Raw genomic sequence first — 14,619 nt, 5'->3', positions numbered from 1 at the left:
GGCTCGGGGGCCTTTCTCATGCCCCGGTGATCCGTTCCAGGACGGTCGTGACCGGCTGCTCGTCGAACAGGATCGTGTAGTGGTTGCAGTCGGGCACGACCTCGTCGCGCAGGCCGGGCACGCGGGCGGTCCAGGTGCGGGCGACCTCGTCGGGGAGCATGCCGGTGTCCTGGTTCAGCAGGCCGCGCGGGGCCCGGAGCAGGTAGGTGGGCGCCTTGATCGCGGCCAGCGCGGCGCCGATCTCGTCGGACTGGGTACGCATCCAGCGCCCGTCCGCCATCACGGCCTCGCCGACCGCCCGCGAGCGCAGCGCGCCCTCGGGCCCGTCGAGGTCGTAGCGCACGTACGCCTCCACGTCGGGGCTCCAGTGGCCGGCGAAGGCCGGGTGGGCCTTGAAGAAGTCCACGTACTCCTCCGGGGAGGCGAACGTCCGGCGCAACCGGGCCAGCGCGGGGCCGAGCGTGGCCGCCAGCGCGGCGTCGGGATCCTCGCCCTCGGGCAGGGGGAGGGGCAGGCCGCCGTCCACCAGGACGACCCGGTCGAAGGCGCGCTCGGCCCCGGCCAGCACGGCCACGTACGCGCCCATCGAATGGCCGGCCAGGACCGCGTCCGGGCCCGCGCCGACGTGCTCGGCGACGCGCAGGACGTCCTCGGCGTGCCGGGGCAGCCCGTACGGGCCGGGCAGGGAGGCGCTGTGACCACGGCCGCGCAGGTCCATCGCGATCAGCGACCACTCCTCGGGCAGCCGCCGTCCGACCGCGCCCCAGGCCATCAGCGAGGCGCTGATGCCGTGGACCGCGATGACCTTGCGGGGGCCGGTGCCGAACGTGGCGACGCGGAGCCCGTCCACTTCGTCGAATCTCATAGCCGGATCCTAGGGACGCCGTCCGGGGCCGGGAATCACCGCCCGTCGTCGCGGCGGGCGTAAGAGCGTCTTCACCAAAAAATGGGGATAAATTACCCGATATGCGCATCACCGTGATCGAGCACGAGGCCGGCGCCGGGCTCGGCTACCTGGCGGACTGGCTGGGCCTGACCTGCGACGTCGTCCGGCCGTACCGGGGCGAGCCGGTGCCGGAGCGGGCCGCCGACGGCCTGATCGTGCTCGGCGGCGCCGCGGCCGCCTGGGAGGACGAGCGCAGCCCCTGGCAGCCCGCCACCCGCGCCCTGCTGCGCCGCGCCGTGGAGGAGGGCACGCCCACGCTCGGCATCTGCCTCGGCGCCCAGCTTCTCACCATGGCGCTCGGCGGCACGGTCGAGCGCGGCGGGAATGGCCTGGAGGTGGGGGCGTGCGAGGTGGTCGCACTGCCCGCCGCCGCCTCCGACCGGCTGCTGTCCGGCGTCCCGGCCAGGGCGACCGCAATCCAGTACCACCAGGACGCCATGACGCGGCTGCCGGCGGGCGCGGTGCCGCTGATGACCGGCGCCCAGTACCCGAACCAGGCCTACCGGGTCGGCGAGCGCGCCTGGGCGGTGCAGTTCCACCCCGAGGCCACCCCGGAGATCTTCACCTCCTGGACGGCGGAGTCCGACCTGGCGGCGGCCGAGGACCTGAACGCCGCCGTCAAGGCCGCCGAGCCCGCCCTGGTCGCGACCTGGCGCCCGGTGGCGCAGGCGTTCGCCCGGGTGGTCGAAGCCTCCGGCCCGGCCTGACGGCCCCTCGACCCGCCGCCACTGCTGCGCCGCCCCGGAACCATGGGCGGCCGGGGGCGAGACGCCGGTGCGGGTCAGAACCAGCGGTCGCGGCCCAGGCCGTCGGCGGCCGAGGACGCGGCGGCCCGGTCGTGGCGGCGGGTGAGCAGGTGGGCGATCGTGTGCACGCCCCCCGCCGTCAGCGGCAGCGCCGCGAGCCCGTACGCGGCCGACCGCCCCGGCGCCGCCACCGCTCCCGCCCGCCGCAACCGCCGCCACGCCCACGCCGAGAACGGGATCACCACCAGCGGCGCCGTCACCACGCCGGGCGTGTACCCCCGCGTGGCGGCGGCCTGCGCCAGGTGGACGACCCCGTGCAACCCGAACCCGGCCAGCATCGCCTGGAACACCGGGCTGCGCCCGCCGCTGCGCGCCCCCAGCGCCGAGGCCCCCGCCACCACGCCGCCCATCAGCCCGATGGCCACGTTCACCCGCGCCTGCGACACCTCCAGCCGCTCCCACGGCACCCCCGGGTACAGCCGTTCCAGCCGGGGACGGGCCCGCCGCGCCCATCCCGCCATGGTGGCCAGCTCCTCGGCGTCGTGCACGGCCCAGGCCGCCAGCAGTCCCCAGGTCACCGCCGCGGGCATCCGGCTCATGTCGTCCCCCTCCTCAGCAAAACACAACGCTACGTTGCGTTGTACTCTACGGCTTTCCCGAAGTGACCTGTCAAGATGAGCAGGTGCCCAGGATCGAATCGACCGCCGCACGCCTCGCCAAGCTCGGCTTCGCCGACGGTGCCAGAGCCGCCCAGCTGCTCGACCGCACCCCGGCCGACCTCGACGACCTCCTGGAGTTCCTGGTCGCCGTGGCCGATCCCGACCTGGCCCTGGTCTCGCTGACCCGGCTGGCCGAGCGCGAGCCGGCCGTCCTGACCGCGGTGCGCGAGGACGAACGGCTCAGGGCGCGCCTGTTCGCCGTGCTCGGCGTCAGCGCCGCGCTCGGCGAGCACCTGGTCCGCCACCCCGGGCAGACGGCCCTGCTGGCCGAGCCCGAGCTGGGCGGGGCGCGCGCCGCGCTGCTGCGCGCCGTCGGCGCCGAGCCCGGCGAGCCCGAGCCGCGCGCCGGCGACCCAGACCCGCTGGTGGCGCTGCGGGTGGCCTACCGGGGCCGGCTCATGCACCTGGCCGCCCGCGACCTCACCGGGCAGGCCACGCTCCCGGAGGTCATGGCCGAGCTGTCCGACCTGGCCGGCGCGGCGCTGGAGGCCGCCCTCGCGATCGCCCGCGCCGAGGTCGACGACTCCGAGGCGCGCCTGGCGGTCATCGGCATGGGCAAGTGCGGCGCGCGCGAGCTCAACTACATCAGCGACGTCGACGTGATCTTCGTCGCCGAGCCGCGCGAGGGCGCCGACGAGACCAAGGCGCTGCGGTCGGCGACCCGGCTGGCCCAGGCCATGATGCGGGCCTGCACGGCGGCCACCCAGGAGGGCTCGCTGTGGGAGGTCGACGCCGGCCTGCGCCCCGAGGGGCGGTCCGGCCCGCTGGTCCGCACCCTGGCCAGCCACCTGGCCTACTACCGCCGCTGGGCCAAGACCTGGGAGTTCCAGGCGCTGCTCAAGGCCCGTCCGGTGGCGGGCGACCAGGAGCTCGGCGAGTCCTACGTCCAGGCGGTCAACGACCTGGTCTGGACGGCCGCCACCCGCGAGCACTTCGTCGAGGACGTCCAGTCCATGCGCCGCCGCGTCGAGTCGCACGTGCGCGCCGAGGGGGAGCGGCAGCTCAAGCTGGGGCCCGGCGGGCTGCGCGACATCGAGTTCGCCGTCCAGCTCCTGCAACTCGTGCACGGCCGGCTCGACCCGCTGCTGCGCCGCCGGGCCACCCTCCCGGCCCTGGCCGCGCTCTCTCGCGGCGGCTACGTCGGCCGCGACGACTCGCGCGGGCTCGCCGAGGCGTATTCGTTCCTGCGCCAGGTCGAGCACCTGTTGCAGCTCCACCGGCTGCGGCGCACCCACCTGCTGCCCACCGACGAGGCCGACCTGCGCAGGCTCGGCCGCGCCCTCGGCATGCAGGCCGACCCGGTGGGGGAGTTCACCGCCCGGTGGCGCCGGCACGCCATGGAGGCGCGGCGGCTGCACGAGAAGCTGTTCTACCGTCCGCTGCTCCAGGCGGTGGCCCGGCTGCCGGAGTCGGAGGCGCGGCTGTCCACGGCCGCCGCGGCGGCCCGGCTGGAGGCGCTCGGCTACGTCGATCCCAACGGCGCCCTGCGGCACATCGCCGCGCTGACCACGGGCGTGTCCAGGCGCGCGGCCATCCAGCGCACGCTGCTGCCCGTCATGCTCGGCTGGTTCGCCGACACGCCCGACCCCGACGCGGCGCTGCTCGGCTTCCGCCAGGTCAGCGACAAGCTCGGCAGCACCCCCTGGTACCTGCGGCTGCTGCGCGACGAGACGGCGGTGGCCGCCCGCATGGCGCGGGTGCTCGGCACCGGCCGCTACGCCACCGGCCTGCTCATGCACGCCCCCGACGCGGTCGCCATGCTCGGCTCCGACGCGGAGCTGGCCGTGCGCCCGCCCGAGTCGCTGCGCGGCGAGGCGTCGGCCGCGGTGTCCCGGCACGCCGGCGACCCGGAGACCGCGGTGGCGGCCGTGCGCGGGCTGCGCCGCAGGGAGCTGTTCCGCACGGCCGTCGCCGACATCTCGGGGCTGCTCGACATCGAGGCCGTCGGCACGGCCCTGTCGTCGCTCACCGACGTGACCCTGCAGTCCGCGCTCGACGCCGCGCTGACCAAGGCCCCCGACGTGACCAGGTTCGCGGTCATCGCCATGGGCCGGCTCGGCGGCATGGAGTGCTCGTACGCCAGCGACGCCGACGTGATGTTCGTGCACTCGCCGCTGCCCGGCGTCGAGGAGCGGGAGGCCACCGACGCCGCCTTCGCCGTGGCGAACGAGCTGCGCCGGCTGCTGTCGCTGCCCGCGCCCGACCCGCCGCTGCTCATCGACCCCGATCTGCGCCCCGAGGGCCGCCAGGGGCCGCTGGTGCGCACGCTGGCCTCCTACCGCGCCTACTACGCCCGCTGGTCGTCGCCGTGGGAGGCGCAGGCGCTGCTGCGCGCCCGCTTCTCGGCCGGCGAGGCCTCGCTCGGCGACGCGTTCACGTCCGTGATCGACGAGCTGCGCTACCCGGCCGGCGGGCTGCGCGAGGACGCGATCAGGGAGATCAGGCGGCTGAAGGCGCGCATGGAGGCCGAGCGGCTGCCGCGCGGCGCCGACCCCGCCCTGCACACCAAGCTCGGCCCCGGCGGGCTGTCGGACGTGGAGTGGGTGGCCCAGCTGCTCCAGCTCTGCCACGCGGGCGAAGTGCCGGCCCTGCGCACCACCCGTACCATCGGGGCGCTGCGCGCGGCGGCGGCCGAGGGGCTGCTCGACCCGGCCGACGAGCGCGTGCTGGCCGAGGCGTGGCGGTTCGCCTCCCGGGTCCGCGACGCGATCATGCTGGTCCGGGGCAGGCCGGGGGACAGCGTGCCGGCCGAGGCGGGGGAGCGCCGGCTCATCGCCCGTACGCTCGGCTACCCGCCGGACGGCTCGGAGGACTTCCTCGACGACTACCGCCGCGTCACCCGCCGCGCCCGCCAGGTCGTCGAGCGCGTCTTCTACGGGGGTTGATCCCGGTCCGCCGCCGGGTGTATCAAGGCGCAGGTGTTATCCGTTTACGTGGACCTGGCCCTCGGCCTGGTGGTGTCGTTCCTGCTGCTCTCACTGCTGGTGAGCGGGGTCAACGAGGCGTTCGTACGCCTGCTCGCGATCCGCAGCAAGTTCCTGTGGGCCTACCTCAGGGACACCCTCGACGGCGCCGACGCGCAGGGCAGGTCGTGGCTGCCCGCCAAGGTGCGCGACGTGTTCGCCGCGCTGCCGTTCTCCCGCGATCCCCGGCCGGTCCACAGCGACCAGCCCGCGCCCGCCGAGCCCGGCACGCTGCCGGTCGCCGAGCCCAAGGCGCAGGACGCCATGGTCAAGCTGCTGTACGAACGCGTCCAGGAGATCGACCACCCGACGAAGGGCCGGACGAGCATCGCCAACATCCCGCCGGGGCGCTTCGCCGTCGCCCTGATGGAGCTGGCGGCCGCCGAGCCCGAAGGCGTCGAGGGCTTCCTGGCCAAGCTCAAGGAGATGGGCAGCCCCCTGTACGGCCACCTGCGCGGCGTCTGGGAGACCGCGCAGCGCGACCTCGACCGGTTCCGGCAGGGCGTCGAGACCTGGTTCGACGGCGAGATGGAACGCCTGTCGATGTTGTACAAGCGCTACGTCAAGTGGGTGGTGGCCGTCCTCGGCCTCCTGGTCACGCTGCTGTTCACCATGGACGGCCTGGAGTACGGCAAGACGCTGCTGCGCGACAACGCCTTCCGCGCCTCGGTGACCGCCGTGGCCGAGGCGGGCCCGGCGGCCTACGACGAGCTCAAGGCCCGGTGCGGCCAGTCCGACCCCGTGCCGTGCATCACCGAGACGCTCAGCGAGCCCGCGATGGTCCAGATGCTCCAGCACGCGCTGGTCAGCATCGCCATCCCGGCCGAGGGCGACCCCACGCTGCACTGGAACGGCGCCACCTGGTGGAGCCGGCTCACCACCCCCAGCCACTGGCCCGGCTACCTGCTGACGTACGTGGCCCTGCTGTTCGGCGCCCCCTTCTGGTGGGACGTGTTCCGCCGCATCACCGGCATCAAGGCCCGGCGCAAGGACCAGTGAGCAGGCCGCCGATTCAGGCGCTCATGGCGTACAGCACGTCCCGCAGCGACTCCTCGCGCCCGCGCAGCCAGACCAGGCGCAGGGCCAGCGCGGGCGCCCGGCAGTCGAGCGCGACCAGCACGCCGGAGCGCAGGTCGGCGCCCAGCGCGAAGTCCGGCAGCAGGGCCTGCCCGAAGCCCTGCCTGGCCCACTCGCGGGCGGTGGCGATGCTGGTCAGCTCCCTGCGCGGCACGTCCGGGCCGAACGTCTGGTCGGCCGCGAGCCGGATCGAGCAGCCGGGCGGGCTCACCAGCAGCGGCTCGCGCTCGCCGTCCGGCGCGGCGACCAGCGTCAGCGCGACCTCGCCGACGTCGAGGAAGTCCATGCCGGGCGGCGGGGTGAACCCGAGGCCGCCGATCCGCGGGCCGAGGTCGAGCAGGAGCGCCGCGTCCAGGTCGCCGGCGGCCACCTGGGCCAGCAGGTCCTGCCGCATCAGGGAGCGTACGTCCACGTCCAGGTCGGGGCGGCGTTCGGACAGGCGGCGCAGCACGGCGGGCAGCCGGGCGGCGGCCAGCATCTCCAGCGCGCCGACGCGCACCCGGCGGCGCCGGCCGGTGACCGCGCGGCGCACCTCCTCGGCGTGGTCGAGCAGGCCCTGCGCGCGGCCGAGCAGCGCGGCGCCGGCCTCGGTCAGCCGCATGCCCTGGGGCGTGCGCTCGAACAGCGGCACGCCGAGGCTGCCCTCCAGCCTGCGCACCTGCTCCGACACCGACGCCGGGGCCAGGCCGAGCGCGTTCGCCGCGCCGGTGACGGTGCCCGCCCCCGCGACGGCGACAAAGCCCCTCAACTGCCGCAAGTCCATATAGAGCAGCATAAGGTTGTGCCGAATGCCCCGTACGGCGCCGCCTGTTGAGGGGAAAAGCGGCGTTTGACCAGGCTGTGGGCATGCGAATGTTCGGTTTCTCCCTCGCCTACTTCCTGGTGATCCTCGACACGACCGTGCTGACGATCGCGCTGCCGGACCTGCGCGCCTCCCTCGGCGGCTCGCTGGCCGGGCAGCAGTGGGCGGTCAACGCCTACACCGTCGCCTTCGCCGCGTCGCTGCTCACCGCCGGCGCCGTGGCCGACCGGTTCGGCGCGGCCCGCGTCTTCAAGGCCGGGGTGGCGTTGTTCGGCGCGCTGTCGCTGCTCAGCGCGGCGGCGCCGGACCTCGGCGTGCTGGTCGTGCTGCGCGCGCTGCTCGGCGTGGCCGCGGCGCTGTGCACCGGCGGCTCGCTCGGGCTGCTCGCCGAGATGTTCCCGCCGCCCGCCGCCCGCGCCCGCGCCACCGGCCTGTGGGCGGCCGTCACCGGCTCGGCGCTGGCCGCCGGCCCCCTGCTCGGCGGCCTCCTGGTCGGACTGTCCGGCTGGCGCGCGGTCTTCCTGGTCAACGTGCCCTTCGCCGTGGCCAGCCTGCTGATCATGCGGGACGTCGCCTCCCCGCGCGGCTCCCGGCGGATCGACTGGCAGGTCCAGGCGCTGGCCTGCGTGCTGCTCGGCCTGGTCGCCGAGGCCCTGATCGACACCTCCGCGCTCGCCGCCGGGCTGGCCGTGGCCGTCCTGGCGGCGCTGGTGCTGGTGGAGCGCCGCAGCCACGCCCCCGCCCTGCCCGGCGGCCTGCTCGCCGCGACCTGGCCCGAGCTGCTGGCCGGGACGGTCGCCAACTTCGCCTTCTCCGGCGCGCTGTTCGTGCTCACCCTCCTCCTCCAGGACACCCGCCACCTGTCCCCGGTCGCCGCCGGGCTCGCCTTCCTGCCGCTCACCCTGCCCATGACGGTGAACCCGCTGCTCACCGGCCGCCTGGTGGCCCGTTACGGCCCCCGTCCGCCGATCCTCGGCGGTCTCGCCCTGCTCGCGGCCGGCCTGGCGGGGGTGGCGTTCACCGACGTGCTCGCGCCCTGGCTGGTGGTCATGGGGTTCGGGCTGTCGTTCGTGTTCCCGGCGCTGATGGCGGGCATGGTGAACGCCGCCCCCGCGGGCACGGCGGGCACCGCGGGCGGCGTGCTGAACGCCTCCCGCCAGGTCGGCGCCACCCTCGGCGTGGCGGTGCTGGGCGTCGTCGGGCGGCCCCTGCTCGCCGCGGCCGTCCTGACGGCGGCGACGTTCGGCTGCTACGCCCTGACCGCCGCCCGCGCCCGGCACGCCGCGCGGGGACGGCGGGCGGCCGCCGCAGTATCGTGAGGCGCACGAGTCAGACGACCGGCGAGGTGACAGTGCGTTTCCAGCATTCCGCGGACATCTGGCGGGACTTCCCCGACCTGGTGCCCTTCGCGCTCCACGTGGCGGGCGTCGACGCCGCCGCCCGCGTCGACGACCAGGTGGCCCGCTACGGCGACCTGGCCGCCCGGCGGGCCGGCCCCGAGAGCGAGCTGCCCGAGATCCAGGCGTGGCGGCGGGCGTTCACCCGGATGGGGCTCAAGCCGACGCAGTACCGGTGCGCGTCGGAGTCGTTGCTGCGCCGCTTCAGGAAGGAGGGCGCACTGCCGCGCCTGCATCCCCTGATCGACCTGTGCAACGCGGTCTCGATCGCCTTCGCCGTGCCGGTGGCGGTGTTCGACGTCTCCCGCGTCTCCGGCTTCGTCGAGGTGCGGTACGCCTCGGGCGAGGAGACGTACCTGACCTTCTCCGGCGAGACGGAGCACCCGGCCGCCGGAGAAGTGATCTTCGCCGACGCGGACGGCCAGGCGCACGCGCGCCGCTGGACCAACCGGCAGAGCGGCCTGTCGGCGGTCCGCGACAGCACCACCGACGTGCTCATCGTGGCCGAGGCCCTGCACGAGACGGCCCGCGCGGACGTCGAACGCCTGGCCACGGCCCTCTACGACGAGCTGACCGCCCTGTGGCCGGTGTCGCCGAAGTCGGAGATCCTCACCGCGTCGGCGCCCCGCTTCGACTTCTGACCACGGGGCGGTCCCCGCGCACGGCTCAGCAGGGCGTGAAGTAGACCTTCTGGGTGCCCGACAGGACGCCCCACTCGCCGGCGGGCTGGCCGCAGCCGAACCAGCGCTGGCCGACGAGCTGGTCGCCGTTGAAGTAGGCGAAGACGACGAGGAGGTCGCCGCCGGGCGGCGGCGGCGGGATGGCGTGAGCCGGGGTCGAACCGAGACAGAGCGCGCCGGCGGCCAGCACCGCGGCTAACAGCCCTCGTCTGATCCTCATGACGGTCCTCCAGATCCTTCGGGCGCGTTCGGCCGATGGCCGGTTGCGTGATCTGGGATCAAGGTAACCGCGTTCGGCGAACCCCGCCAGAGCCCCCGCGACCGGCCGTTGCGGGGGCGCGGAACGGGTGCCACGCTCTCCCCATGAGCCAGTTGCTCGCCCAGTTGCCCGCGCTGCTGGGCGTCGTCGTCGGCGCCCTGGCGACCCTGGCCACGACCAGAGCGGCCGACCGGGCTCGATGGAACCGGGAGCTGCGGACGCGATGGGACGCCCAGCGTCTCGACGCCTACATGCAGTACGCCGGCACGCTCAAGGACCTGTCGGTCCTGGCACACAGGGCGACCGCGAGGAAGCGGCCGGGGTCGCGCAGCGAGCCGATCGACGCCGAGGAGGTCGGCCGGCTCTACGCGGAGGCGGAGAACCGCCGGACCAGGACGTGGGAGGGCGTCCTGCTCCTGGGCGACGCGGCCACCGTGGAGGCGGCCCGCGCGTGGCGCGGGGCGATCGAGCGGCTGAACGACTTCACCCGGGGCGTCACCGACGACTGGGAGTCGTGGGGTCCGGCGGTCCGCCGGGTGGACGAGGCCCGGGACGCGTACTACGCGGCCGCCCGGCGAAGTCTCGTCGTCGGCGGCGGAGAGGTCCCCCAGGCGACCTTTCTGGGGAAGGCGATCGACCCGCCCGAAGGGCGCGGCGGCTCCGTTTCGCGGGGGTGAGCGAGAAGGGGCCCGGCGCCGTCATCGGCGCCGGGCCCCCTCGGTTCCGGGTTCTCCCGAGGGGAGAACCGCGGCCTCACACGTCGTAGTACAGCTCGAACTCGTGCGGGTGCGGCCGCAGGCGGATCGGGTCGACCTCGTTCTCCCGCTTGTACGACACCCACGTCTCGATCAGGTCGGGCGTGAACACGCCGCCTTCGAGCAGGTAGTCGTGGTCGGCCTCCAGCGCGTCGAGCACCTCGGGCAGCGAGCCGGGCACCTGCGGCACCTGGCGGGCCTCCTCCGGCGGCAGCTCGTAGAGGTCCTTGTCGACCGGCTCCGGCGGCTCGATCTTGTTGCGGATGCCGTCGATCCCGGCCATCAGCATCGCCGAGAAGGCGAAGTACGGGTTGCACGACGGGTCGGGCACGCGGAACTCGATGCGCTTGGCCTTCGGGTTGGACCCGGTGATCGGGATGCGCACGCAGGCCGAGCGGTTGCGCTGGGAGTAGACCAGGTTGACCGGGGCCTCGTAGCCCGGGACCAGGCGGTGGTAGGAGTTGACCGTCGGGTTGGTGAAGGCCAGCAGCGACGGCGCGTGCCGCAGCAGGCCGCCGATGTAGTAGCGGGCGGTGTCGGACAGGCCCGCGTAGCCGACCTCGTCGTAGAACAGCGGCGAGCCGTCCTTCCACAGCGACTGGTGGCAGTGCATGCCGGAGCCGTTGTCACCGAAGATCGGCTTGGGCATGAACGTGACGGTGTGGCCGTACTCCAGGGCGGTGCTCTTGATGACGTACTTGTAGAGCATCAGGTTGTCGGCCGTCTTGAGCAGCGTGCCGAACCTGAAGTCGATCTCCGCCTGGCCCGCGGTGCCGACCTCGTGGTGCTGCATCTCGACGTCGATGCCGCACTCGATGAGGTTGCGCACCATCTCCGAGCGCAGGTCGGTGAAGTGGTCCATCGGCGGGACGGGGAAGTAGCCGCCCTTGTAACGCGGCTTGTAGCCCAGGTTGCCGCCCTCGGCCCGCTTGCCGGTGTTCCAGGCGCCCTCGATGGAGTCGATGTAGTAGTAGCCGGCGTTCGCCTTGGTCTCGAAGCGCACGTCGTCGAAGATGTAGAACTCGGCCTCGGGGCCGAAGTAGGCCGTGTCGGCGATGCCGGTGCCCTTGAGGTACTCCTCGGCCTTGCGCGCCACGTTGCGCGGGTCGCGGCTGTAGGCCTCGCCGGTCAGCGGGTCGTGCACGAAGAAGTTGAGGTTGAGCGTCTTGTGCTGGCGGAACGGGTCGAGCACCGCGCTGGACGGATCGGGCAGCAGCAGCATGTCCGACTCGTGGATCGCCTGGAAGCCGCGGATGGACGAGCCGTCGAACATGAGCCCGTCGGTGAAGACGTTCGCGCCGAAGTTCTCGACCGGGAAGGTGAAGTGGTGCGTCGTCCCCGGCAGGTCGGTGAACCTGACATCGACGAACTGCACCCCTTCGTCACTGATGAACTTCAGGACGTCGTCGGCGGAGTTGAACACTCTCGAACCTCCCTGAGGGACTGGCCATCATGCCGACGCTAAGTCGCGGCCGTTTCCGTACGGTGTCTCGATTGTTTCGCATGTGTTACGCAGGGTCACGTCCCCTGGGACGTGTCGCAGCCGCCGTCGAAATCCGGCCGGTCGTCCAGGTCGTAGGGGTCGTGGGCCGGGCCCGTCGGGGCGACCGTACCGGGCGCGTCGTCCTCGTAGACGGGGTGGACGAACCCGTCGTCGATGTCGCAGTCGGCCGGGGTGCTGCTCATGCCCCACTTCACCCACAGGGCCGGCTTGCCGTCCGAGCGGTACAGCTGCACCTCGCCGGTGAGCTGCGAGACCAGCCGCATGGTGGTGGCCGGCGCGCCGGGGCGGCGCACGGCGTAGACGGCCAGGTAGTTCACGTCGACCTTGACGCCGTGCAGCCCGTCCTCCCGGAAGGTGCCGAGGCGGGCGGTGCCGTTGATCTTGACCACGTCGGTGGCGAGCTCGGCGCTGCCGGGGGCGAAGCTGTTGACCATCTGGCGGCTGTCGTACTTCTTGCCGCCCAGGTCCTTGTGGAACGACTCGCGCTGGTCGGCGTCGAGCAGCCGGGCGAACGCCTTGGGGCGGCCGCCCAGCAGCGTCTCACGGTCGAGCAGGGCGGCCGCCAGCAGGGCGCGGGTGCGCTCCAGGCCCTTGGCCACCTCCGCCTTCGACAGGCCGCCCAGCGCCTTCGCCGCCGGCATCACCAGGCCCGCGGCGCCGTCGGCGTAGCGCTCGGCGGGCGAGCCGGCGAAGGGGTCGTCCGCGTCGACGCGGTTCGCGGGCACGGACAGGGCCTCCGGGCCGGGGTTCCCGCCGAGCAGGTCGGGGCGGTAGGTGACCACGAGCCCCGCGGCGCCCACGATCGCGCACAACGCGATCAGGGCGACCGACATGCGCCCGAGCCGGCGCGGGCCGTGGTCGACCCGAACGTGATCGGCGGGTAAGCGGTCCCGCCGCGGCGGGCGTGGCGCGCGTTGCCGCGTCACGCCTTCCTTGGCCCCCTTGGCGGCGGACGAGCGCATCCTGCGGCGCTCGCCCTCGTCGATCTGCGCGATCACCTCGTTGAAGCGCGCGTCAAGGTCATCCCCGTGTGGCATGGCGACCATGATGGCGACGGCAGAGCGCGGTTGGGTCACGATGCCGACCGCCCCTGGGGCCGGATACCGTTGACGGCATGAGCAGCAACGAGCCTCGGTGGACGCAGACCTGGCTGGGCGGCGTCCGGTCCGCCGGAATCGACCTCGGATACCCGGGCGAGCGTCTCGGGCTGCCCGAGGAGGGCAGCGGATCGGTCGCCGGGTGGGGGCGCAGGATCGCCGCGCTCGTGATCGACTGGATGATCTGCACCTGGGTCGTCGTGCAGCTGCTGCTCAGGATGAACCCGGCCGAGTCCCCGTGGGCGCCGGCGCTGGTGTTCGCGCTCCAATACCTGCTGCTCGTCGGCTTCATGGGCCAGACGTTCGGCCACCGGCTGGCCGGCGTCCGCGTCGCCGCCATGGACGGCGGCGCCCCCCGCCTGCTGCCCGTGCTGGTGCGCACCGTCCTGCTCGGCCTGGCCCTGCCGGCCCTGATCTGGGACCGTGACCACCGCGGGGTGCACGACCGGGTGTCCAACACCATGGTCGTCCGGATGTGACGTCCCGCCGGGCCGGGACGGGCCGGTGGTTCGGCCCGCTCATGGTGGCGGCGGTGTGCGTGCAGGCGGCGACGTTCGCGGCCCGTCCGATGGTCAGCTACCGGGCCATCGAGATCGGCGCGGGCAACCTCGGCATCGGGCTCATCACCGCCGGGTTCTCGGTGCTCCCGCTGTTCGCGGCCGTCTCCGTCGGGCGCTGGGTGGACGCCTCCGGCGAGCGCGGCGCGGCCCTGCTGGGCGCCGCGCTGATCACCGGCAGCGCCCTGGCCCTGGCCGTGGCCCGCTCGTTGTGGGCGCTGGTGCTGCTCAACGCGCTGTTCGGGCTCGGGCACCTGCTGTCCGTCGTCGCCCAGCAGGCCGTCATCGCCAACCGGGTGGCCGCCGGGGGCCACGACCGCGCCTACGCGCGCTTCACCGTGTTCACCTCGCTCGGCCAGCTCGCCGGGCCGTCCGCCGCGGCACTCGTGGCCGGCGGCACGCTCGCCACCGGTGGCGAGGCGGGCAGTGCGGCCGGCGTCGGGCCCGCCCTCGTCGTGGCGGCCGGGTTCGGGCTGGTGGCGGGGGTGGCGAGCCTGTGGACCGGCGGGCCGGGCCCGGCGCGCGGGCGGGCCGCCGTCCGGCGTTTCCCGCTGCGCGGCACGCTCGGCCAGGAGGGCATGTGGCAGGCCCTGGTGACGAGCCTGGCCACCGTGTCCACGATCGACCTGGTGCTGGCGTACCTGCCGGCCTGGGGGCAGAGCCGCGGCGCCGGGGTGGTCGCGGTCGGCGCGCTGCTGGCGCTGCGGGCCGCCACCACGATGGTGAGCAGGCTCGCCATGGAACGCTTGGTGCTGCGGTACGGCCGCCGCGCCGTCCTGGTGACCAGCACCGTCGCCGCCGCGGTCACCGTCGCCGCGCTGCCGCTGTGCGGCCCGGCCGCCGCGGTGCCGGTGGTCGCGCTGATGGGGTTCGCGCTGGGGCTGGGCCAGCCGCTGACGTTGTCCTGGGTGGCCGGTCGCGCGCGGGCCGGCGAGCGCGGGACGGCGCTCGCGCTGCGCCTGACCGGCAACCGGCTGGGCCAGGTGCTGGTGCCCGCCGTGGCGGGCGTGGTGGCGGGGGCGACCGGCGTGCTCGGCGTCTTCGCGCTCAGCGCCGCCATGCTGGCCGCCACCGCCGGTTTGGCCGCCCGCGCGCCGATGAGCACCGCGGAGTAGAA

At 74.2% G+C, this 14,619-nt stretch carries 14 protein-coding genes; 8 read left to right on the top strand and 6 right to left on the bottom strand.

The genetic code is table 11. The features are described 5' to 3' along the window. Positions 1–16: 16 nt before the first annotated feature. Positions 17–865, bottom strand: a complete 849-nt coding sequence (locus tag ABT158_RS15125) for an alpha/beta fold hydrolase (protein WP_352353433.1) — start codon at positions 863–865, stop codon at positions 17–19. Between the two features lie 101 nt (positions 866–966). Between ABT158_RS15125 and ABT158_RS15120 the strand changes: the two genes are divergently transcribed. Continuing rightward, complete coding sequence (locus ABT158_RS15120) at positions 967–1,653, top strand: type 1 glutamine amidotransferase (protein WP_352353431.1); 687 nt, start codon at positions 967–969, stop codon at positions 1,651–1,653. A 74-nt stretch (positions 1,654–1,727) separates the two neighbouring features. Here ABT158_RS15120 and ABT158_RS15115 read toward each other — a convergent pair whose 3' ends face one another. Then, positions 1,728–2,291 (bottom strand): HXXEE domain-containing protein, encoded by a 564-nt coding sequence (locus ABT158_RS15115; RefSeq protein ID WP_352353429.1) that lies wholly within the window; start codon positions 2,289–2,291, stop codon positions 1,728–1,730. 83 nt (positions 2,292–2,374) lie between these two features. Here ABT158_RS15115 and ABT158_RS15110 point away from each other — a divergent pair, with 83 nt between their 5' ends. Next, positions 2,375–5,296 (top strand): bifunctional [glutamine synthetase] adenylyltransferase/[glutamine synthetase]-adenylyl-L-tyrosine phosphorylase, encoded by a 2,922-nt coding sequence (locus ABT158_RS15110; protein ID WP_352353427.1) that lies wholly within the window; start codon positions 2,375–2,377, stop codon positions 5,294–5,296. A gap of 33 nt (positions 5,297–5,329) precedes the next feature. Beyond that, a complete protein-coding gene (locus ABT158_RS15105) occupies positions 5,330–6,373 on the top strand; it encodes a hypothetical protein (RefSeq protein WP_352353425.1) in 1,044 nt (347 codons plus the stop codon). A gap of 13 nt (positions 6,374–6,386) precedes the next feature. Here the strand turns inward: ABT158_RS15105 and ABT158_RS15100 are convergent, their stop codons facing one another. Then, positions 6,387–7,214, bottom strand: a complete 828-nt coding sequence (locus tag ABT158_RS15100) for a LysR family transcriptional regulator (RefSeq protein ID WP_352353423.1) — start codon at positions 7,212–7,214, stop codon at positions 6,387–6,389. Between the two features lie 83 nt (positions 7,215–7,297). Here ABT158_RS15100 and ABT158_RS15095 point away from each other — a divergent pair, with 83 nt between their 5' ends. Then, positions 7,298–8,572 (top strand): MFS transporter, encoded by a 1,275-nt coding sequence (locus tag ABT158_RS15095; protein ID WP_352353421.1) that lies wholly within the window; start codon positions 7,298–7,300, stop codon positions 8,570–8,572. Between the two features lie 32 nt (positions 8,573–8,604). Beyond that, a complete protein-coding gene (locus ABT158_RS15090) occupies positions 8,605–9,291 on the top strand; it encodes a B3/B4 domain-containing protein (RefSeq protein ID WP_352353419.1) in 687 nt (228 codons plus the stop codon). 25 nt (positions 9,292–9,316) lie between these two features. Here ABT158_RS15090 and ABT158_RS15085 read toward each other — a convergent pair whose 3' ends face one another. Continuing rightward, positions 9,317–9,550, bottom strand: coding sequence for a hypothetical protein (locus tag ABT158_RS15085; protein ID WP_352353417.1), 234 nt, complete (start codon positions 9,548–9,550; stop codon positions 9,317–9,319). Between the two features lie 143 nt (positions 9,551–9,693). Between ABT158_RS15085 and ABT158_RS15080 the strand changes: the two genes are divergently transcribed. Beyond that, positions 9,694–10,266 carry a hypothetical protein gene (locus ABT158_RS15080; protein WP_352353415.1) on the top strand — a complete coding sequence of 191 codons (573 nt, stop codon included), beginning with the start codon at positions 9,694–9,696 and terminating at the stop codon, positions 10,264–10,266. A gap of 76 nt (positions 10,267–10,342) precedes the next feature. Here the strand turns inward: ABT158_RS15080 and glnA are convergent, their stop codons facing one another. Together glnA and ABT158_RS15070 are read right to left on the bottom strand one after the other, a co-directional pair. Continuing rightward, positions 10,343–11,767, bottom strand: a complete 1,425-nt coding sequence (gene glnA / locus ABT158_RS15075; RefSeq protein WP_352323044.1) for a type I glutamate--ammonia ligase — start codon at positions 11,765–11,767, stop codon at positions 10,343–10,345. Between the two features lie 95 nt (positions 11,768–11,862). Continuing rightward, positions 11,863–12,885, bottom strand: a complete 1,023-nt coding sequence (locus ABT158_RS15070) for a hypothetical protein (protein ID WP_352353413.1) — start codon at positions 12,883–12,885, stop codon at positions 11,863–11,865. Positions 12,886–12,962: 77 nt separating this feature from the next. Between ABT158_RS15070 and ABT158_RS15065 the strand changes: the two genes are divergently transcribed. Continuing rightward, entirely contained in the window at positions 12,963–13,424 is a 462-nt protein-coding gene (locus tag ABT158_RS15065; protein ID WP_352353411.1) for an RDD family protein, read from the top strand. Beyond that, positions 13,421–14,617, top strand: a complete 1,197-nt coding sequence (locus ABT158_RS15060) for an MFS transporter (protein ID WP_352353409.1) — start codon at positions 13,421–13,423, stop codon at positions 14,615–14,617. Before ABT158_RS15065 ends, ABT158_RS15060 begins: the two co-directional genes overlap by 4 nt. Positions 14,618–14,619: the final 2 nt, after the last annotated feature.

The organism is Nonomuraea sp. NPDC001636, assembly GCF_040298265.1.
Taxonomy (GTDB): Bacteria; Actinomycetota; Actinomycetes; order Streptosporangiales; family Streptosporangiaceae; genus Nonomuraea.
Note: the sequence above shows the minus strand (reverse complement) of the source record. Positions and strands in the feature narration are given on the sequence as shown.

Coding starts and splice junctions, on each gene's coding strand:
- ABT158_RS15100 (WP_352353423.1), bottom strand. CDS start 7,214: ATGGACTTGCGGCAGTTGAGGGGCTTTGTCGCCGTCGCGGGGGCGGGC.
- ABT158_RS15080 (WP_352353415.1), top strand. CDS start 9,694: ATGAGCCAGTTGCTCGCCCAGTTGCCCGCGCTGCTGGGCGTCGTCGTC.
- ABT158_RS15065 (WP_352353411.1), top strand. CDS start 12,963: ATGAGCAGCAACGAGCCTCGGTGGACGCAGACCTGGCTGGGCGGCGTC.
- ABT158_RS15085 (WP_352353417.1), bottom strand. CDS start 9,550: ATGAGGATCAGACGAGGGCTGTTAGCCGCGGTGCTGGCCGCCGGCGCG.
- ABT158_RS15070 (WP_352353413.1), bottom strand. CDS start 12,885: ATGCCACACGGGGATGACCTTGACGCGCGCTTCAACGAGGTGATCGCG.
- ABT158_RS15120 (WP_352353431.1), top strand. CDS start 967: ATGCGCATCACCGTGATCGAGCACGAGGCCGGCGCCGGGCTCGGCTAC.
- ABT158_RS15115 (WP_352353429.1), bottom strand. CDS start 2,291: ATGAGCCGGATGCCCGCGGCGGTGACCTGGGGACTGCTGGCGGCCTGG.
- ABT158_RS15125 (WP_352353433.1), bottom strand. CDS start 865: ATGAGATTCGACGAAGTGGACGGGCTCCGCGTCGCCACGTTCGGCACC.
- ABT158_RS15095 (WP_352353421.1), top strand. CDS start 7,298: ATGCGAATGTTCGGTTTCTCCCTCGCCTACTTCCTGGTGATCCTCGAC.